Annotated in this window: 17 protein-coding genes; 8 read left to right on the forward strand and 9 right to left on the reverse strand. The window is 75.2% G+C overall.

Features of this window, described 5'->3' with window-relative positions; translation table 11 throughout:
- Positions 1–198: 198 nt before the first annotated feature.
- The 3 genes from IPL61_23905 to IPL61_23915 all read left to right on the forward strand — a co-directional run bounded on the left by IPL61_23905 (position 199) and on the right by IPL61_23915 (position 4,249).
- Positions 199–1,749: a hypothetical protein gene (locus IPL61_23905; GenBank protein ID MBK9034271.1), complete on the forward strand. Its 1,551-nt coding sequence runs from the start codon at positions 199–201 to the stop codon at positions 1,747–1,749.
- A gap of 165 nt (positions 1,750–1,914) precedes the next feature.
- Complete coding sequence (locus IPL61_23910) at positions 1,915–3,291, forward strand: hypothetical protein (protein ID MBK9034272.1); 1,377 nt, start codon at positions 1,915–1,917, stop codon at positions 3,289–3,291.
- A 73-nt stretch (positions 3,292–3,364) separates the two neighbouring features.
- Positions 3,365–4,249, forward strand: coding sequence for a hypothetical protein (locus IPL61_23915; GenBank protein MBK9034273.1), 885 nt, complete (start codon positions 3,365–3,367; stop codon positions 4,247–4,249).
- Positions 4,250–4,267: 18 nt separating this feature from the next.
- Here IPL61_23915 and IPL61_23920 read toward each other — a convergent pair whose 3' ends face one another.
- Entirely contained in the window at positions 4,268–4,846 is a 579-nt protein-coding gene (locus tag IPL61_23920; protein MBK9034274.1) for a hypothetical protein, read from the reverse strand.
- A 65-nt stretch (positions 4,847–4,911) separates the two neighbouring features.
- Between IPL61_23920 and IPL61_23925 the strand changes: the two genes are divergently transcribed.
- Positions 4,912–5,826 carry a LysR family transcriptional regulator gene (locus IPL61_23925; GenBank protein MBK9034275.1) on the forward strand — a complete coding sequence of 305 codons (915 nt, stop codon included), beginning with the start codon at positions 4,912–4,914 and terminating at the stop codon, positions 5,824–5,826.
- 20 nt (positions 5,827–5,846) lie between these two features.
- Here IPL61_23925 and IPL61_23930 read toward each other — a convergent pair whose 3' ends face one another.
- The 5 genes from IPL61_23930 to IPL61_23950 all read right to left on the reverse strand — a co-directional run bounded on the left by IPL61_23930 (position 5,847) and on the right by IPL61_23950 (position 10,791).
- On the reverse strand, positions 5,847–6,767 hold the full coding sequence (locus IPL61_23930; protein MBK9034276.1) for a hypothetical protein: 921 nt from the start codon (positions 6,765–6,767) through the stop codon (positions 5,847–5,849).
- Between the two features lie 135 nt (positions 6,768–6,902).
- Positions 6,903–8,168 carry a hypothetical protein gene (locus tag IPL61_23935; GenBank protein ID MBK9034277.1) on the reverse strand — a complete coding sequence of 422 codons (1,266 nt, stop codon included), beginning with the start codon at positions 8,166–8,168 and terminating at the stop codon, positions 6,903–6,905.
- A gap of 68 nt (positions 8,169–8,236) precedes the next feature.
- On the reverse strand, positions 8,237–8,806 hold the full coding sequence (locus tag IPL61_23940) for a hypothetical protein (GenBank protein ID MBK9034278.1): 570 nt from the start codon (positions 8,804–8,806) through the stop codon (positions 8,237–8,239).
- A gap of 189 nt (positions 8,807–8,995) precedes the next feature.
- Positions 8,996–10,087, reverse strand: a complete 1,092-nt coding sequence (locus tag IPL61_23945) for a zinc-binding dehydrogenase (protein ID MBK9034279.1) — start codon at positions 10,085–10,087, stop codon at positions 8,996–8,998.
- A 20-nt stretch (positions 10,088–10,107) separates the two neighbouring features.
- Positions 10,108–10,791, reverse strand: coding sequence for a glutathione S-transferase N-terminal domain-containing protein (locus tag IPL61_23950; protein ID MBK9034280.1), 684 nt, complete (start codon positions 10,789–10,791; stop codon positions 10,108–10,110).
- A gap of 273 nt (positions 10,792–11,064) precedes the next feature.
- On the opposite strand from IPL61_23950, the gene IPL61_23955 reads away from it, so the two are divergent.
- The 3 genes from IPL61_23955 (at position 11,065) to IPL61_23965 (ending at position 13,487) form a co-directional block, all read left to right on the forward strand.
- Complete coding sequence (locus IPL61_23955; protein MBK9034281.1) at positions 11,065–11,448, forward strand: hypothetical protein; 384 nt, start codon at positions 11,065–11,067, stop codon at positions 11,446–11,448.
- Between the two features lie 7 nt (positions 11,449–11,455).
- Positions 11,456–12,454, forward strand: a complete 999-nt coding sequence (locus IPL61_23960) for an AraC family transcriptional regulator (GenBank protein MBK9034282.1) — start codon at positions 11,456–11,458, stop codon at positions 12,452–12,454.
- A 73-nt stretch (positions 12,455–12,527) separates the two neighbouring features.
- Positions 12,528–13,487, forward strand: coding sequence for an alpha/beta hydrolase (locus tag IPL61_23965; protein ID MBK9034283.1), 960 nt, complete (start codon positions 12,528–12,530; stop codon positions 13,485–13,487).
- Between the two features lie 82 nt (positions 13,488–13,569).
- Here the strand turns inward: IPL61_23965 and IPL61_23970 are convergent, their stop codons facing one another.
- Entirely contained in the window at positions 13,570–14,127 is a 558-nt protein-coding gene (locus IPL61_23970; protein MBK9034284.1) for a hypothetical protein, read from the reverse strand.
- A 164-nt stretch (positions 14,128–14,291) separates the two neighbouring features.
- Between IPL61_23970 and IPL61_23975 the strand changes: the two genes are divergently transcribed.
- A complete protein-coding gene (locus tag IPL61_23975; protein MBK9034285.1) occupies positions 14,292–15,038 on the forward strand; it encodes a hypothetical protein in 747 nt (248 codons plus the stop codon).
- 227 nt (positions 15,039–15,265) lie between these two features.
- On the opposite strand, the gene IPL61_23980 is transcribed toward IPL61_23975, so the two are convergent.
- Together IPL61_23980 and glmU are read right to left on the reverse strand one after the other, a co-directional pair.
- The gene (locus IPL61_23980; protein ID MBK9034286.1) at positions 15,266–16,252 is read right to left on the reverse strand and encodes a hypothetical protein; all 987 of its coding nucleotides are present in this window, start codon (positions 16,250–16,252) and stop codon (positions 15,266–15,268) included.
- Positions 16,252–17,688, reverse strand: a complete 1,437-nt coding sequence (gene glmU / locus IPL61_23985; GenBank protein MBK9034287.1) for a bifunctional UDP-N-acetylglucosamine diphosphorylase/glucosamine-1-phosphate N-acetyltransferase GlmU — start codon at positions 17,686–17,688, stop codon at positions 16,252–16,254. The genes IPL61_23980 and glmU overlap by 1 nt, the downstream gene beginning before the upstream one ends.
- Positions 17,689–17,741 lie beyond the last annotated feature (53 nt).

Here is a 17,741-nt window from a genome sequence, read left to right on the forward strand (position 1 = left end):
GTCGCGGGGTCCGCGCCCGATGAAGCCGGCTGTGTACCGCGGCGCGTCAGGAGGGTCAAGGCTGGCTCGCTACGAGGAAAGGACAGGAAAGCGGTCGCGCTGTGACGGCCCCGCCTCGACCGCGCGCGCGCCTGCCACGCCGTGCCAGCGACGGCGGCGCGGCCATCGCTGACGACATCGACTACGGTCCACGTCGCCATGCGCCTGCCCCACCTCCTCGTCCCGCTCACCCTCCTCGCCGCCTGCGGCGACAACTCCGGCCCCGCGCTCGAGCCCGACGCGCAGGCGCTCGTCTGCACGCCGCCGGCGGCCGAGCTGCCGACCTCGGGCCCGTTCGCGAGCCCCGACGACCTGCCGCTGCCCACCGACTGCGTCGCCGGCGGCCTGCGCGATCTGCCGGGCCGCTGGTTCGTCGCCGACCTGACCCGGCTGTTCACGTTCGCGTACCCGCGCTTCGAGGGCAGCTGCGACGTCGGCTTCCAGCAGTTCGGCGAGCCCGCCGACGACCCCGACGTCAGCGACGGCTTCGCGCACCACACCTGGTCCGACGGCACCCGGTATTACGCGCGCACGTACTACAAGTTCGGCGCGTCGTTCGAGTACGTCGTGGCCAGGACCGCGTGCGTCCGCGCCGACGGCTCGCTCGCGGTCACCGGCGGCTTCTACACCACCGACCAGGGCGAGCTCGTCTACACCGAGCAGGGCACCCGGTTCGGGGTCAAGGACGAGCCGGCCCGGGGCCTGACCCGGCTGGGCGGGCTGGCGCGCTGGGGCGCGCTCGGCGACCGCGCGATCGTCGGCTACAACGTCGTCGTCGACGGCGACGTCGCGTTCGTGGTCGGGCCCGAGGGCCTCGACACGATCGACGTCAGCGACCCGGCCGCCCCGGCCCACCTCGGCCACGTCGGCGGCGGCCAGCAGGACGGCTTCAACGACGTGCGCGTGGTCCGCGGCGCCGGCCGGGTCGTCGCGTTCTGCTCGGCCCTGCAGGACAACGTCACCGCGGTCATCGACGTCACCGATCCGGCCGCGCCGGTGCGCCTGGCCGACCTGCCCGAGTACTCGCACTCGGTGTTCGTGCGCGCGGACGGCAACCGCACGCTGCTCTACCTCGCGACCTACACCAACGCGGTGCCGGTCTACGACGTCACCAACCCGCGCCAGCCGATGCGCCTCGGCGCGCCGGTGGTGCCGGGCGAGGAGGCCGGCATCCACGACCTGCACGTCGTCGGCGATCTGATCTACGCCAACAACACCACCGCCGGCATGATCGCGATCGACGTCAGCGCCGGGCTCGACCAGCCGGCGGTCGAGCGCGGGCGCATCGCGACGACCTACAGCCACGCCAGCTGGGCCGCCACGATCGGCGGCCGACAGATCGTGATCCACGGCGACGAGGGCATGACGCCGACCGGCGGCGCGTTCATGCGGATCCTCGACGGCGATCCCGCGTCGGCGACGTTCATGACCGAGCTGGCGCGCTGGAGCACCCGGCCCGAGGTCGGCATCCACAACATGCAGATCGTCGGCACCAAGGCCTACGTCTCGCACTACCAGGACGGCATCCGGATCGTCGAGCTGGCCGACCCGACCCACCCGGTCGAGATCGCGCACTACAACACCTGGGACGAGGCCACCGCGCCCGGCGACGCGTTCGAGGGCGCGGTCGGGGTCCGGCCCGGCGCCGACGGCCTGGTCTACGTGGCCGACATCGCCCAGGGCCTGATCATCCTGCGCGAGACGCCCTAGCCCCGCCGCGCGCCGGCGCCGCACGCTTCGGCGGGGCCGCCGCAGCCCCGGCGGCGCGCTTCTGCCGGGCCGCCGTCGCCCTGCCCGCGCACGGATGCCGCGCGCTTCTGCGCGGCCGCCCGCTGGTGCCGCCGGCCCAGCGGGCGTAAGAGTACGGTCGAACCGATGGGCTCGCCGCTCGATGTCCTGCTCGCCGATGGTGTGATCGACGAGGTCCTCGGCCGCCTCAAGAGCGGCAAGGAGGCCGACATCTCGCTGGTCGTGCACCGCGGCGACGTGGTGGCCGCCAAGATCTACAAGGACCGCGCGACCCGCAGCTTCAAGAACAACGCCGAGTACAAGGAGGGCCGCAAGACCCGCAACACCCGCACCCAGCGGGCCATGGACAGCGGCGGCTCGTTCGGGCGCGCCGCCGCCGAGGAGGCGTGGAAGGCGGCCGAGGCGACCGCGCTCGGCAAGCTCGTCGCCCAGGGCGTGCGGGTGCCGCGCCCGATCATGTTCTACGAGGGCGTGCTGCTGATGGAGCTGGTCCGCGGCGCCGACGGCGAGGCGGCCAAGCGCCTGATCGACGTCGCCCTCGAGCCGAGCGCCGCGGCAGGGATCTACGAGGATCTGCGCGGCCAGATGGTCGCGATGCTGTGCTGCGATCTGATCCACGGCGATCTGTCGCCGTACAACATCCTCGCGGCCGCGGCCGGCCCGACGATCATCGACTTCCCGCAGGTGCTGTCGGCGGCGCACGCGTCGCGCGCCCAGCACTTCTTCCAGCGCGACTTCGACAACGTGCTGCGCTACTGCGCCGCCGCCGACCCGGCGCTGAAGGTGCGCGCCGCCGACGCCAGCGCGATCTGGCGCGCGTACACCGGGCGCTACCTGACGCCTGGGTTCGTGCCGCCGATCCCGCGCCCGCCGCCGCCGCCGCGTCGCCACGAGCCGCGCCGCCTCGACCCGCGCGCGGGCGGCCCCGAGCCCCGCCGCGACAACGCCCGCGGTCCCGAGCCTCGGCGCGGCGACGCGCGCGGTCCCGATCTCCGCGGTCCCGATCCGCGGCGCGGCGACGCCCGCGGTCCCGATCCGCGCGGTCCCGATCCGCGGCGCGGCGACGCCCGCGGTCCCGATCCGCGCGGTCCCGATCCTCGGCGCGGCGACGCCCGCGGCCCTGATCTCCGCGGTCCCGATCCGCGGCGCGGCGACGCCCGCGGTCCCGATCCGCGCGGTCCCGATCCGCGGCGCGGCGACGCCCGCGGTCCTGATCTCCGCGGTCCCGATCCGCGGCGCGGCGACGCCCGCGGCCCTGATCTCCGCGGTCCCGATCCGCGGCGCGGCGATCCGCGTCGCGCGCCCGGGCCCCACCCGCCGTCGAGGTCGCAGCCGCCCGGCCCGGCCCGCATCGACACCCGCCCCGCGTCGCCGCGCCCTCCGCGCCCCGCGCCGCCGCCACTGCGCGCACCGCGCCCGATGCCCCCGCGTCCCGCGCCGGGCTCCGACGGCGACCGGCCGCGCTCCCCCGGTCGCCAGCGCCGGCGCCGACGCTACGACTGAGCGCGGCGGTATGGGCGGTTGTTTTGGGCTGTGCGAGAAGTCACATCGCCGGCGACCGCGATAGGATGGCCGGATGAACAAAGTCCTGGGATTCGTGTGCGCTGCGGCGCTGCTTGGCTGTGGCAAGAGCGACAAGGGTGACAAGAAGCCGGCCGCGGGTCCGGCGCCCACCACCGGCGGCGCGACCGCGACCGGCGGCGCGACCGCGACCGGCGGCACCACGGGCGCCGCGACCGGCGCGCCGGCCACGGACGAGAAGCCGGCGCCGCCCGCCGACTCGTTCAAGGGCAAGGTCCGGGTCGTCAACCTGCTGGTCGATCGTGACGGCAAGGGCCAGGCGGTCGACGTCTGGGCCAAGCGGACGTTCACGAACGGCCCGGTGCGCCTGGCCGAGAACGTCGCCACCGGCACCGCGTCGCCGTGGTTCGCGACCCCCGACGGACACTCGGTGGTGATCGTGCCGGCCGGCGCCGGTCCCGACGCCCGGGACAAGGAGCTCGGCGGCCTGTCGCACGGCAAGGACGGCGAGATGTACAGCCACACGCTCACCCTCAACGACAGCGGCAAGCCGTCGGCGGGCCTGTCGAGCTTCAAGGCCGAGAAGCCGGCCGCGGGCCAGGGCCTGGTCGTGCTCGAGGCCGGCGCGTTCCAGGGTCACGCCGAGGCGTTCAAGCCGATGCTCGGCAGCTGGGGCTACGCGTTCAAGGTCGGCGACGGCAAGGCCTGCCGCGAGGGCCGCCAGAAGGGCCTGAACCTCGGCGGCACCAGCTACGTCGACTACGAGGTCCCGCCCGGCAAGGCCACGTTCGCGCTGCACATGGGCGACGACTACGACTGCAAGAAGCCGGCGGTGTACACCTTCGACGTCGACGTCGCCGCCGACGCCGCCACGATGGTCCATGTCTACACCCCCGACGCCAAGAGCATCGCGCACCTGACGCTGCCCCTCGACGTGTGAGCGGGCGCGGCGGTGTGATCAGCGGATCGTGTAGCCGAGGTGGATGGCGGGGAACACGGTCAGGGCGCTGGGCTCGTAGGTGCCGCCGCCGAGCGTGATCGGATCGGCGCCGAGCTGGTAGCCGACGCCGAGCCAGGGCGTGGCGTAGAGGTCGTGCGGCAGCCCGATCCGGTAGCCGAGGTTGACGCCGACGGCGAGCTGATGCTGGCGCGCGGCGAGGTCGGTGCCCTGGCGGCGGGCCTCGATCTCGAGCAGGCCAGCGTCGACGCCGGCGAACCAGCCGCGCTGGGTCGGGCCGACGAAGTACTGCAGCTTGGCGCCGTAGCCGGTGAAGGCGACGTCGAAGCCGTCGTCGTCGTGGGCGAACGCCGGCATGGCCATCGCGAAGTTGCCCAGGTCGACCCGCCAGTGCCCGGCGCCGAGGCCGACGTGGAGCGAGTGGCCGGCCAGCGCGTAGGCGGTGGGATCGATCTCGACGTCGGCCCGGAGGCTGGGCGCGGCGGCGGCGACGTCGGCGTCGGCGACGTCGGCGGCGGCGGTGGCGGTGGGGGCGAGGACGGTGACAGCGGCGAGGACCGTGGCGGTGAGGTGCTGCATGGCCACACTCTGGGGCCTGCGTGAGCGCATGGTAACTGCGCGAAAGCGCATGGTACTATACACGTGTGCATATCCCATGGAGCGAGGTCGAGCTGGTGGTCGCGATCGCCGACGCCGGCAGCCTGAGCAAGGCCGCGGCGGCGCTCGGCGTCACCCAGCCCACGGTCAGCCGGCGCCTGGCCGCCCTCGAGGCCGACCTCGGCGAGCCGCTGTTCGCCCGCAGCGTCGACGGCGCCGCGCTGACCGGGTTCGGCGAGCGGGTGCTCGAGCCGGCCCGCCGCATGGCCGGCTGCGCCGCCGAGGTGGCGCGCACCGCCGCCGCCGTCGACGCTCGCCCGCGCGGGGTCGTGCGCGTGACCGCGCCGCCGGGGATCGCGTTCGAGTTCCTGGCGCCGCTGGCGGTGCACCTGCGGGCCACGCTGCCCGAGCTCGAGCTCGAGGTGCGCTCGACGATCGACTACCTCGACCTCACCCGCGGCGACGCCGATCTCGCGCTGCGGATGCAGCCGCTGACCCGCCCGGATCTCCAGCGCGCCCTGGTCGCGGTCGCCAGCGTCGAGCACGGCGTCGCCGCGTTCGGCTCAGCTGGGTACGCGCGCGGCCTGCCCCGCGGCTACGGCTTCGCCGACGTCGCGTGGATCGCGTGGCCCACGGCGCTCGCGCACCTGCCGCCCAACCCCCAGCTGGCCGCGCGCATCCGCGGCTTCCGCCCAGCGTTCGCGTCCGACGACTTCCTGGTGCAGCTGCGCGCGGCCGAGGCCGGCGCCGGCGCGATCTTCCTCGGGCGCCTGCGCAGCCCGCGGGCCCTGCCGACGCCGCTGGTCGAGCTCGCGCTCGACACCTCGGCGCTGCGCTCGACGCTGCACCTGATCGCGACCCGCGCCGCGCTGGCGATCCCGCGGGTCCGGGCGGTCGCCGACGTCCTCGCCGCCGAGCTCACGACCGCGGGCCGAGCCAGCGCGCCCCGGCGCAAGCGCTGACGGTCACGGCCTCGACGACCTCAGGGCATCGACGCGTCGGCGTACGCGCAGGCCTCGACCGCGCCCTCGGTCGGCAGCCAGCTCGCCGAGTCGCCGTAGTAGACGCGGCCGAAGCTGGTGTCCCAGCACTCCGACGCGGTGACCTCGACGGTCAGGTCGCCGTTGCGGAAGCGCGCGTCGGCGCGGCCGGCGCCGGTCGCGAGCCAGCGCGAGTGCAGCGTGACCTCCTCGGGCAGGTCGCCGGCGTCGTCGGTGTCGCCGTAGATGCCGAAGACCATGTCGCCGGCGCCGTCGGCGGCCTCGCCGTAGGTGTAGTCGTAGTGGACCGGCGTCATGCCGCCGTTGCGCAGCTCGAGCTTGTCGACGTCCATGTCGAGCTGGCGCGCGCCGAGGTCGTACGTGACGCCGAGCTGCCCGGCGCCGTCGTTCTCGCGCGGGTTGACGCGCTCGGCGGCGTCGAAGTCCATCTGGAACGCGCCGGTGCCGTCGCCGCCGGCGTTGCCGTCGATCAGCGTCTCGAACGGGTTGGCGGCGTCGGCGCGGTTGCGGCCGTCGAGGTGCCAGGCGTAGGTGCCGTCGGCCAGCTCGGTGACCGTCAGGCGCCACTCGGCCGGATCGAGCGCCTCGTGGTGCGGGCCCCAGACCGCGGTGGCGCCGTCGACCGAGGTCGGCGGGAACTGCACGATCGTGTGCACCAGCACCAGCACGAACGCGGTGCCGCCGTTGAGCGTGCGGGTCAGGTCGCGGGTGGTGACGTACCACTGCGCGGTGTCGCCGACCGCGGCCATCGCCTGGCCGGCCGAGTCGGGCAGCTTGATGCGGACGTCGTTCGCGGTCGGCAGGACCTTGGCGACCGGGTGGACGCCGTCGTCCTGCTGCACGCAGGCGGCGGTGCACAGCGTGGCGGCGGCGGCGACGGCGAGCGTGAGGCGGTTCATCATGCCCGGACGCTAGAGCACGGCGCGTGCCGGGCGCGGGCCCCAGGCTTTCAGCCACTTGCGCTGTGGCGGGTTCCTACACGCGGCGCGCCCGTCGAGAGATCCGCCAGTGTCAACGCGCGGTCACGGCGGCCGGCGCTACGGGACGATCGGCTGGTGATCGGGGTCGTCGTCGGTGAACCCCGGCAGATCGCGCCACGGGTTCGCCGGGAAGCTCGGGCTGCCGGCATAGGTGTACGAGTGGGTGCCGACGCCGTAGTCGCAGCTGGCGCCCGCGGCGCACCCGCGCTGGTACCCATCGAGGATCGCGTCGCTGACGACGCCGGCGTCGCGCGCGTACCAGGCGATCCGACGGGCCTCCCAGCTCTTGCCGATCTGGCCCGGCCCCGTCGAGGCCCCGAAACCGACCGGCTCGGCCGACAGCAGGTGGACCGCGGTGTCGTGGATGACCACGTGATCGGTGCCGAGGTCGCCCAGCTGCGCGAACGAGTCATTGATCGCCAGGCCGCCCGCGGTCAGCGTCGCTGCGCGCATCCACGTCCCGCCCTTGACGTAGACGTAGTCGACCGGACCGTCGTTCATGCGGATCAGCTTGTGGAAGGACACGCGCACGGTGTTGTCGACGAACAGGTGGTTGTCGCCGCCGCTGATCCGGAAGCCCCACGCGTTGCGGTTGCCGGCCGTGACGATGTTGTTGTTCGCGAAGATCACGTCGCGGGCGCCGCCGGCGAGGTACGCGCTGCCGTCGGTGTTGCCGCTGCCGTCGGGCTCCGTCGCGACCATCCGGATGATCGAGTTGACGAACCCGATCCGCGCGTTGCCGGCGCCGCCGCCCGGCAGGTAGATCGCGACGCCCGCGCGCTGGGCCGGCGCCACGACGCCGCTGTTGATGACGACGCCGTCGAAGACGATGTCGGTGCTGCCGGGATCGATGAGCACGCTGCCGAGCTGTCCGCCCCGGACCCGGACGCGGTGGGCGGGCGCCACGACCGGGCCCGGCAGGTGGCCGATCAAGATCACGTCGACCACGACCTGGGCGCCGAGCGTGACGTCGCAGTCGTCGACGTCGCCGAGATCGACGGTGCCGATGGCCCCGGCGGCGTCCGGCACGATCACCGCGGTGCCGGCGACCTGACACGCGGCGAGGAGGTCGGCCCGGGCCTGCGTCCCGGTCGTGGCGATCGTGACCGTGCGCGTCGTCGTCGGCAGCGTCGGCGGCTGGTAGGGGCCGACCGCGCCGCCGCCCGCGCCTGGGAGCGTGTCGAGATCGAGCGGTGGATACAGCGGGTGTGGCCGCGCGCCGACGGGCGCGTCGGGGCCGGCGTCGCCACCGCCGGCGTCGTCGCCACCGTCACAGCCGTTGACGACCAGACCCACGATCGCGATCAGCACGAGGCGGCGCATCGATCCAAGGTCGCGCGCGCGCCGGCGGCGGTCAAGGGCGCGCCCACGCCTCGCCGGCACCGGCGCGGTCAGCCGTTGCGCGCGAGGGCGACGAACATGCAGCGCGGGCACGCGACGCTGTCGTAGAGGTCGTCGGCGCGGACCTTGACGAAGCGACCGAGCTTGCGGACCAGCTCGACGTCCTGCCCGGCCGCGCGACACATCGGGCAGGCCATGCCGGCGGGCTCGCCGCCCCGGAGCGCGGGCAGCGCGCGGTTGTGCTCCCACAAGGTCGGCTGGCGCTTCGGCGGCGCGACCGGCGCTGGACGCGGCGGGGCCGGCGCTGGCGCCGGCCCGGGTTGAGCGGCGGCGTCGCGGCTGCGCTGGAGCACCTGCACCCGCGCCACGAGCCGATCGCGCTCGGCGCGGACCCGGCCCAGCTCGGCCTGGGTCGCGGTCGTGTCGGTCACCAGCTCGCGCAGGCGATCGTGCTCGGCCCGGACCCGCTGCACCTCCTGCCGCAGCTGCTCGTTCTCGGCCCGGAGGTGCACCAGCTCGGCGCTCGCCCCGTCGCCGCCGGGGTCGCCGAGGCTGCGGAGCTGAGCCTCGAGCGCGGCGATCCGCGCGTAGGCGGCGCCGAGGTCATCGCGGTAGACCATCGCCGTCGAGCGTACTCCGAACCGGACGGCCGATCGACGCGCGCGCGCCGAACCGGACGGGCGATCGACGCGCGCGCTCCGAACCCGATGGCCGATCGACGCGCGCGCGCCGAACCGGACGGGCGATCGACGCGCGCGCTCCGAACCCGATCGACGCCGATCGACGCGCGCCGACGCCGACGCCTACGCCTACGGCACCAGCACCAGCTTGCCGACCGTCTTCCCCGACTCGATGTCGGCGTGGGCCCGGGCCACGTCGGCCAGCGGGTAGGTCACGACCGGCGGCGCCACGATCGCGCCAGCCTCGAGCCAGCCCGCGAGCTGGGCCATGCCCTCCTGGATCAGGTCGTCGCGATCGAACAGGTAGCTCAGGTTGAAGGCGAGCACGCTCTTGCCGTGGTTGGTCATCTCGAGCGGACTGAACCGCGGCGTCCGCACGTAGTCGAGCGCCAGCTTGGGCCAGCTCGGCTTGCCGCCCGACCGCGGCATCATCGAGTGGAAGCCGTAGACCACCAGCTTGCCGCCGCGGCGCAGGTGCCGGTAGCTGTCGCCCAGGGTCGAGACGCCGTTGGCGTCGAGGATCACGTCGTAGCCCGCCGGCGCCCACCGCGCGGCCGCGGGCCACAGCGCGGTCGTCGACTTGTCGATCACGTGGGCCGCGCCCGCCGCGGTCGCGGTCGCGACCTTGGCGCTGCCGCCGACCACGCCGACCACCTCGCACCCGACCAGCGTGGCGAGCTGGATCAGCGCGCCGCCGACGCCGCCGGCGGCCGAGTGGACGAGCACCTTGGCGCCGCGGCGCGGGTGGGCCAGCTCGAACAGCGCGTACCACGCGGTCATGAACACCGCCGGGATCGCCGCGGCCTGGACGACGCTGGTCGTGCTCGGCCGCGCGAACACCTGCCGGCGATCGACGACGACGTGGGTGCTGTAGCCGCCGAACCGCGTCACCGCGAACACCTCGGCGCCGAGCGCGAGATCGTCGACGCCGGCGCCGACCGCGCCGACGGTGCCCGCGACCTCGAACCCGGGCGTGATCGGCCAGCCGACGTACTCCTTGGCCGACGCGTACAGGCCCATGCGGATGATCGTGTCGGCGAAGTTGACGCCGACCGCGCCCACGTCGATCCGGACCTGGCCGGGGCCCGGCGCCGGCACCGGGCCGGTCTCGAGCCGCAGCCGATCGTAGCCGCCGGCGGCGTGGATCACGACCTTGCGGGTCGTGGTCGCCGACGTCGAGGACGAGGTCGAGGTCGAGGTCGCAGCGCCGGTGGGGGGCATGGCGTCGAGTCGTACCCCACTCACGCGCCGTACGTCCGCTCGAGGTACGCGACGATGTCGCGCGACTCGAACATCCGCGCGTCGGTGTTGGGGTCCTCGAGGTACGGCACCATGACCTTGCCGGTCCGCGCGCGGAACGCCGCCCGCCCGGCGCTGCCGCGCGCGAGGTTGTGCAGCACGTACGGCAGCTCGAGCTCGCACAGCGCTTCGCGCACGCGCCGGCTGTACGGCGACAGCTCGAACGACCACAGCGCCAGCGGCTGCGCCGGCGCGCGGCTGGCCCGGGCGCGCCGACCGGCCCCGGCGCGCAGCACCGACGCCACCCCCGAGGTCGCGTCGCCCAGCGGGCCCAGGCGCAGGCCCAGCGGCGGCGGCCCGTCGCCGTAGTGGCGGTACAGGTGGGCGACGATCTGATCGGACTCGTACAGGAGCGCGTCGTGGTTGGGATCGACCAGCAGCGGGAACTGGGCCTTGCCGCCCTGGGCCACCGCGGTCGGTCGGAACCGCGCGCCGCCGTGCGGGCTCGGGCGGATCAGCACGTCGAGGTCGAGCATCGACAGGGCCTCGCGGACCTTGCGGCAGTACGGGCACGCCTCCAGGTCGTAGAGCTCGAGGCGGCGGACCGGGCGGGGACCGATCGCGGCGACGCGATGGCCGAGGGGAAAGCGGACGACGCTGGCGGCGGTCGAGGACACGATGAACATGGCGACACCCTGGCGATCGATCGCCCCGCCGCCACTGACCGCGCGCGCCAACCGGCTGACTCGCCGCGCCGATGGTCGCGCGGTCGACCCGAGGCCCGCCCGCCATCGCTGACCGCGCGCGCCAACCGGCTGACTCGCCGCGCCGATGGTCGCGCGGTCGATCCGAGGCCGCCCCCAACCGGCGGTCCGCCCGCCGCGCCGGTGGGCACGCCGGGTCAATCCAATGGCGGGCGCGGTCACTGGCCGACGCCGGCGCCGGTGCGATGACGGCGCATGTCGACCGCGTTCCACGTGATCATCGCCGCCATGGGCCTGGGCCGCGTCGCGCTCGGGCTGGCCCCGTTCGTCGCCGCCGGCCCCAGCGCCCGCCTGCTCGGCTTCCCGGCGGCCCACGACACCGCGACCGCGCGGCTGATGGGCCGCTTCTTCGGCGTGCGCGACGTCGGCCTCGGCGTGCTGGTGTTCTACGCCCTCGCCCACCCCGAGGTCGCGCCGTTCATCTTCCTGTTCAACGCCGCCATGGACGGCGGCGACCTGGTCGCGATCTCGATCCCGCTGGTCAAGCGCCAGGGCATCGACCGCGCGGCCGCCGCGTCAGCCTCGTTCGCGCTCATCGGCGGGCTGGGATGGCTGATCGTGTGGCTGCTTGCGCGATAATCGCGCCATGGGCACCGTGTCGGTCCTGCTGGTGCGTCCGGTCGTGGCGGCGATCGGCGCGTCCGATCGCGCCGCGTTCTGGGGCGCGACCGATCTGACGCCGCAGATGGTCGCCGACGACGACGCCCGGCTGTCGGCGGCGCAGTTCTGCGTGGCGTGGGCCGAGGGCCTGCGCCTGACCGGCGACCGCGCGCTGGCGCTGCGGATCGCCGGGGCGACCCCGCCCGGGGCGTTCGGCATCGTCGAGTACGTGTGCCGCTCGGCGCCGACGGTCGGTGCCGCGCTGCGGCAGTGGGTCCGCTACCTGAACCTGCTCGACGACGCGGTCGAGGTCGCGCTGGTGGTCGAGGGCGACCGGGCCTGCCTGCGGGTCGAGCGCGAGAGCGACGCGCCGGCGCCGGCGTCGCACGAGCTGTGCTGGGCCCTGGTCGCGCGCCAGCTCCGGGAGCTGTCGACGGTGCCGTTCCGGCTGATCGCGGTCGAGCTGAGCCACCGGGCGCCCGGCGACGCCGCCGCGTACCGCGCGTTCTTCGACGCCGCGGTGGTGTTCGGCGCCGCGCGCACCCAGCTGGTGCTGCCGGCGGCGGCGCTCGACGCCAGCCTGGCGTCGTCAGATCCGGCGCTGCTGGCGATCCTGACCCGCGCCGCCGACGAGCTCGCGCGGCGGCCGTCGACCGACCCGACCCTGACCGCGCAGGTCAAGCGGGCGCTGCGCGACGCACTGCGCAGCGACGACGCCTCGATCGACCACGTCGCGCGCAAGCTCGGCCTGACCGGGCGCAGCCTGCAGCGCCGGCTCAAGGACGAGGGCACCGCGTTCCAGGCGGTCCGCGAGGAGGTCCGGCGCGAGCTGGCCGCGCGCTACCTCGACGACGGCCTCGCGATCGCCGAGATCTCGTTCCTGCTCGGGTTCTCCGAGCCGAGCGCGTTCTTCCGCGCGTTCAAGCGCTGGACCGGCCAGACGCCGATCGAGAGCCGCCTGGCGCGCCGCGCCGTCGGCGCGTGAACCCGACGCGCGCGGTCACTGCTCCGGCGCGCGCGGTCACTCCGCCGCGCCCGCGGACGCGCGAGGGTGGGGCATGACGTCCCTGCCGACCTACGACGACCACCCGCTGTGGCGCCGCTACCAGCCGTTCTTCCCCGAGGGCATGCGCTGCACGCCGACCTCGACGCCGACCGAGAGCTACTGGCGCTGGCGCGGCCTCGACGTCCACCTCGATCGCCTGGTCGTGCCCGACGCGCCGCTCAAGGTGATCGTGCTGCACGGCGCCGGCGCCTACGGCCGGGTCATGGCCCCGGCGGCGGTGCTGGCCCAGCGCTACGGCTACGAGACCGTGGCGCCGGACCTGCCCGGCTACGGCCTGACCCGGGTGCCGTGGAAGCAGATGACCTACCCGCTGTGGATCGACTGCGTGTGCGATCTGATCGACGCCGAGCGGGCCCGCGACGGCAAGCCGATCGTCCTGTTCGGCGTCAGCCTCGGCGGCCTGCTCGCGTACCAGGTGGCGGCGCGCTCGCCGGCGGTGGTCGGCCTGGTCGCGACCACGCTCGCCGATCCGCGCGAGGCGGCGGTCCGGCGCGGGTTCGCGCGCACCGCGCTGCTCGGCAGCGGCGGGCTGTGGCTGCTCGACAAGCTCGCGCCGCTGACCGACGGCCTGCCGCTGCCGATGGCGCTGATGTCGCGGATGCACAAGATCTCGAACAAGCCGGACCTGGCGGCGCTGGTGCGCCAGGACCGGCTCGGCGGCGGCAGCTGGGTCCCGGCCCGGTTCCTGCGCACGCTGATGTCGACGGCGCCGGCGGTCGAGCCCGAGCAGTTCGCCGCGTGCCCGGTGCTGCTGGCTCACCCCGGCGTCGATCGGATGACCGACATCGCGCTGTCGCGGCGCTTCTTCGAGCGCCTGGCCGCGCCCAAGCGGATGGTCGTCCTCGACGGCGCCAGCCACATGCCGACCGAGCACCCGGGCGTCGATCAGCTCGAGCGCGCGGTGCTCGAGTTCGTCAGCGCGCTCGCGCCGCCCCGCGCCGCGGTGGCGTGACGATCGCGGCGCGCGGTGCTCGAGGTCGCCGGCGCGCTCGCGCCGCCCCGCGCCGCGGTGGCCTGATCGCGGCGCGCGGCGATCACCGCGGGACGCAGTCGGTCGGCCCGGTGCCGGCCGAGCACCTGCGGAACGCCCACGGCCAGTTGTCGTGGGACCACGCCGGATCGCCGCCGACCGCGCGCACCGTCGCCTCGGCGCCGCCCCACTGCTCGTCGGCGCTGGCGTCGGCGGCCAGGTCGATCACGATCTCGCGCGCGGCGGCGTCGCTGCACACGCCGGCGATGACCAGCGTGCGCGCGTCGAGGCTCGCCCAGGTGTCGCCGAACACGCACGTCACCGTGCCGTCGCAGCGCTCGTCCGGCGGCGCCGGCACGCAGTTCGCGACCGAGCCGGTGACGCAGTGCTGCGCCAGGTGGCCGCTGCAGTCGGCGGGGTCGGACGCGACCGCGGTCAGCGCGCCGGTCGCGTCGAACCGGTAGTACGTGACCTCGTACAGCGCGTGGGTCGGCTGCTCGACCGCCCACAGGCCGACGAAGCGCGCGTCGTGGGCCGTCGGCGCCGCGTCGTCGGTCCCCCCGTCGGAGCCGCCGCTACAGGCGGCGCAGGTGACCAGGGCGAGGGCGACGGCGGCGCGCACGGGGCCGAGGTTCGCGCGATCGCGCCCGCGGCGCCAGGACGACCCGCACCGAGGCCCCGGGTGGCGCTCGAAGGCCCCGAAACCGCGGCCCTTCGGCGCGGGGACCGCCGATCACGCAACCGCCGGCGCGAGCGGTCGATAGGCGGGGCATGACGGATGAGAGCGTGGATGAGACCGACGAGACGACCCGGCCGCGGCGCGACGATCGCGCCTGGTCCGCGCCCGAGGTGCGCCGCAAGATCCGCCACGGGGCCGTGCGCCACGGCCTGCGCCTGCCGGGGACGTGGTCCGGCGCCAGCGCCGCGAGCGACCCGCGACCGTCGGAGGCCCGGGTGCTCGACGCCGCCGACGAGCTCGCCGTGGGCTACCTGGCCCTGGGCGACGACAGCCCGTTCATGATCGCCACGGCGCTCTTGGTGATCGACGCCGTGGCCCAGCTCCGCGCCGAGCACGGGTTCGTCGCGGCGCCGCCCGAGGACCTGACCGCGGTGCCGCGCTTGATCGCGGCGCGGGTGTTCGACAGCGTCGAGGCCGAGGTCGTCGCGCGCCCGGCGATGGCGTGGGCCCACGATCTGTGCGCGCAGGTGAGCGCGCGCGAGGCCGCCGCGGTGCCCCTGCCGCCGCCCCGCCGCCGCCGCCGCCCGCCGCTGCCCCGGCCGCGGACCTTCCAGGTGATGCCCGCGCAGGAGCAGCAGGCCGGCCGCACCGACGAGCTCGCGGCGCGGGTCGCGGTCGCGCTGCGCGACGCCGAGGCCCAGGCCATCGTCGATCTGCGCGCCGCGGTGGCCGCGGGCGGCGATCCGCGCGAGGCCCTCGCGCAGCTCGCGGCGGTGGCGCGCACCCGCCGGGCGCAGCGCCTCGATCGCGCGCAGCTGCACGCGCTGGTCCGCGCGCGGGTCCCGCCCTGCTGAGGGCCCGCGCGTGAACAACTCGGTCGGTCTCGCGGCCGATCCATCCCGGCTGGCTGCGTTGCCGGCTCCGGTCCTCGGGTCACGTCCAACGAGGACGCTCCCCTCCGGTCCTCGCCGTCGCCTTGCCATCCGGGCGCCTCGTCCGCGATCCTCGATCGACTTGTTCACGCGCGGGCCCTGAGGCCGCCGACCGTCGACGTCGATCCGCAGCGTCAGCGCAGCACCGCTCACGCGCCCGGCGGCGCCAGCGCCGCGACCCGGCTCGAGTCGAACACCACGTACACGCCGGTGGCGTCGAGCGCGACCGCGACCGGCGTCGCCCGGGCCTCGGCTGGCGGCGGCAGCGGCCAGGTCCACGCGACCGCGCCGCCGACCACGGCCACCAGCACGTCGTCGCGCAGGGTCGCGTCGCGCCGGACCACGACCGCGGCGCGCTCGCCGGCGGTGGCCGCGGCCAGCACCGCGAGGCCGGGCACGCGCACGCCCGCGACCTCGACCGTGCTCGCGCCCCCGGCGACCCGCTGGCACCAGGGCGTGCCGTCGGCGGTGACGCCGCAGTCGGCGCCGAGCTCGTCGAGCGGCGGCGGGGCGGGCGGCGCCGTCGTGGCGGTGGCGGCGCCGGCGGGCAAGGGCACCGCCAGCGCGCACCCGTCGCGCGCGATCACCAGCCCGGCGCTCGTGCCGGTGACCCGCCACGGCGCCATGCTCGCGAGGCACGGGGCCGCGTCGTCGTCGGCCGCGTCGATGCCGCCGGCCGCGCGCGCGGCGATCGCCAGCGGATCGATGCGCTCGTAGCACGCGACCAGCGACCGCCCGGCGGCGGTGCCGACCGGCACGTCGCACGCGTGGACCAGCACGACGTCGCGCGGCGCGAGCACCAGCGGCGCCGCCAGCTCGGGGCCAGCCGGGCGCCGCCACGCGATCGCGCCGGTGGCGAGATCGAGCCCGACGTAGCCGACCCGCGCGGCCGCGATCAGCACGCGATCGCCGATCACGACCGGCGCGTGGACGATCCGATCGGGCACCGGCGCGCGGCCGGCGACGTCGACGACCCAGCGCACCTGCGGCGCGCCGGCGAGGATCGGGGACGGCGGCAGCGGCGGCGGCGGCGTCCGCGCCGGCGCGCGCGCCAGGACCTGGCCGGTCACGATCGCCGCCGCGGTCGCGCCGACCACGATCGCGGCGATCGTGAGCGCGGTGCGGCGCGCGATCATCAGTGGCCGTCGCCCTTGTCCTTCTTGCGGCGGGCCTGGGCCTCGCGGAAGCGATCAGCCCAGTCGTCGATGTTGACCTGCTTGGCCCGCGACAACGCCAGCGCGCCGCGCGGCACGTCCTTGGTCACCGTCGAGCCCGAGCCGACGTAGGCGTCGCGGCCGATCGTCACCGGCGCCACCAGCTGCGAGTCGGAGCCGATGAACGCGCCGGCCTCGATCGTGGTGTGGTGCTTGTTGAAGCCGTCGTAGTTGCAGGTGATCGTGCCGGCGCCGATGTTGGCCTTGGCGCCGACGGTGGCGTCGCCGAGGTACGACAGGTGGTTGGCCTTGGCGCCGGCCATCAGGTGGGCCTTCTTGGTCTCGACGAAGTTGCCGACCTTGACGTCGTCGTCGAGCACGGTCTTGGGGCGCAGGTGCGCGAACGGGCCGACCTGAGCCCGAGCGCCGATCGTCGCCTCGGTCGCGACCGTGTACGGCTTGCAGTGCGCGCCGGCGGCGACGACCACGTCGGTCAGCACGCAGCCGGTGTCGATGTGGGCGCCGTCGCCGACGCGGGTGCCGGCGCCGCGCAGGCACACGCCCGGGCCCAGCCACACGTCCCGGCCGATCGCGCCGACGTCGGCGTCGATGAAGGTCGCCGCCGGCGCCGCCATCGTGACGCCCGCGCGCATCAGCGCCTCGTTGATGCGCCGCCGCGCCGTCAGATCGACCGCGGCCAGATCGACGCGATCGTTGACGCCCGAGACCTCCTCGAACGGCGCGTCGATCGCGACCGCGCCGCCGCGGGCGGCGGCGCGCGCGACCAGATCGGTCAGGTACAGCTCGCCCTTGGCGTTGTCGGCCCGGAGCGTGGCCAGATCCTTGCGCAGGTGGCCCAGGCGCACCGCGTAGAAGCCGGCGTTGGTGTCGGGGATCGCCCGCTCGGCCTCGGTGGCGTCGGCGTGCTCGACGATCTTCTGCAGCACGCCGGCGGCGTCGCGGACCAGGCGCCCGTACGGCATCGGCCGATCGGGCACCGTCGACAGCAGCGCCAGACCGGCCGGGCTCGCGGCGCACGCGGTCACGAGCTGCTCGACCCGCTCGGCCCGCAAGAGCGGCGCGTCGCCCGACAGGATCACGACGATGCGATCGTCGGGCTCGCGCTCGAGCGTCGGCAGCGCGCACAGCACCGCGTGGCCGGTGCCCTTGGGCTCGGCCTGGAGCGCGACGTCGATCGCGCCCGTGCCGTAGCGGCCGTCGAGCATCGCCTTCACGGCGTCGAACTGGTGGCCGAGGATGGCCACGACGCGCTGCGCGCCGGCGGCGCGGCCGGTCTCGACGGCCCAGGCCACCATCGGGCGCCCGGCGACCTCGTGCAGCACCTTCGCGCGGTCGCTCTTCATGCGGGTGCCGAGACCCGCGGCCATGATCAACACGATCGGAGACGGACGACTCATCGTCGCGGACCATACCAGAGCGGCTCCACGCGCAGCCGCCGCGGGCCGCGATC

The sequence above is a fragment of the Myxococcales bacterium genome, assembly GCA_016717005.1.
Classification (GTDB): domain Bacteria; phylum Myxococcota_A; class Polyangia; order Haliangiales; family Haliangiaceae; genus UBA2376.

What these genes read in the sequence shown, in the direction of transcription:
- IPL61_23905 (MBK9034271.1), top strand. Translation starts at nt 199, where the DNA reads ATGCGCCTGCCCCACCTCCTCGTCCCGCTCACCCTCCTCGCCGCCTGC.
- IPL61_23910 (MBK9034272.1), top strand. Translation starts at nt 1,915, where the DNA reads ATGGGCTCGCCGCTCGATGTCCTGCTCGCCGATGGTGTGATCGACGAG.
- IPL61_23915 (MBK9034273.1), top strand. Translation starts at nt 3,365, where the DNA reads ATGAACAAAGTCCTGGGATTCGTGTGCGCTGCGGCGCTGCTTGGCTGT.
- IPL61_23920 (MBK9034274.1), bottom strand. Translation starts at nt 4,846, where the DNA reads ATGCAGCACCTCACCGCCACGGTCCTCGCCGCTGTCACCGTCCTCGCC.
- IPL61_23930 (MBK9034276.1), bottom strand. Translation starts at nt 6,767, where the DNA reads ATGATGAACCGCCTCACGCTCGCCGTCGCCGCCGCCGCCACGCTGTGC.
- IPL61_23935 (MBK9034277.1), bottom strand. Translation starts at nt 8,168, where the DNA reads ATGCGCCGCCTCGTGCTGATCGCGATCGTGGGTCTGGTCGTCAACGGC.
- IPL61_23940 (MBK9034278.1), bottom strand. Translation starts at nt 8,806, where the DNA reads ATGGTCTACCGCGATGACCTCGGCGCCGCCTACGCGCGGATCGCCGCG.
- IPL61_23945 (MBK9034279.1), bottom strand. Translation starts at nt 10,087, where the DNA reads ATGCCCCCCACCGGCGCTGCGACCTCGACCTCGACCTCGTCCTCGACG.
- IPL61_23950 (MBK9034280.1), bottom strand. Translation starts at nt 10,791, where the DNA reads ATGTTCATCGTGTCCTCGACCGCCGCCAGCGTCGTCCGCTTTCCCCTC.
- IPL61_23955 (MBK9034281.1), top strand. Translation starts at nt 11,065, where the DNA reads ATGTCGACCGCGTTCCACGTGATCATCGCCGCCATGGGCCTGGGCCGC.
- IPL61_23960 (MBK9034282.1), top strand. Translation starts at nt 11,456, where the DNA reads ATGGGCACCGTGTCGGTCCTGCTGGTGCGTCCGGTCGTGGCGGCGATC.
- IPL61_23965 (MBK9034283.1), top strand. Translation starts at nt 12,528, where the DNA reads ATGACGTCCCTGCCGACCTACGACGACCACCCGCTGTGGCGCCGCTAC.
- IPL61_23980 (MBK9034286.1), bottom strand. Translation starts at nt 16,252, where the DNA reads ATGATCGCGCGCCGCACCGCGCTCACGATCGCCGCGATCGTGGTCGGC.
- glmU (MBK9034287.1), bottom strand. Translation starts at nt 17,688, where the DNA reads ATGAGTCGTCCGTCTCCGATCGTGTTGATCATGGCCGCGGGTCTCGGC.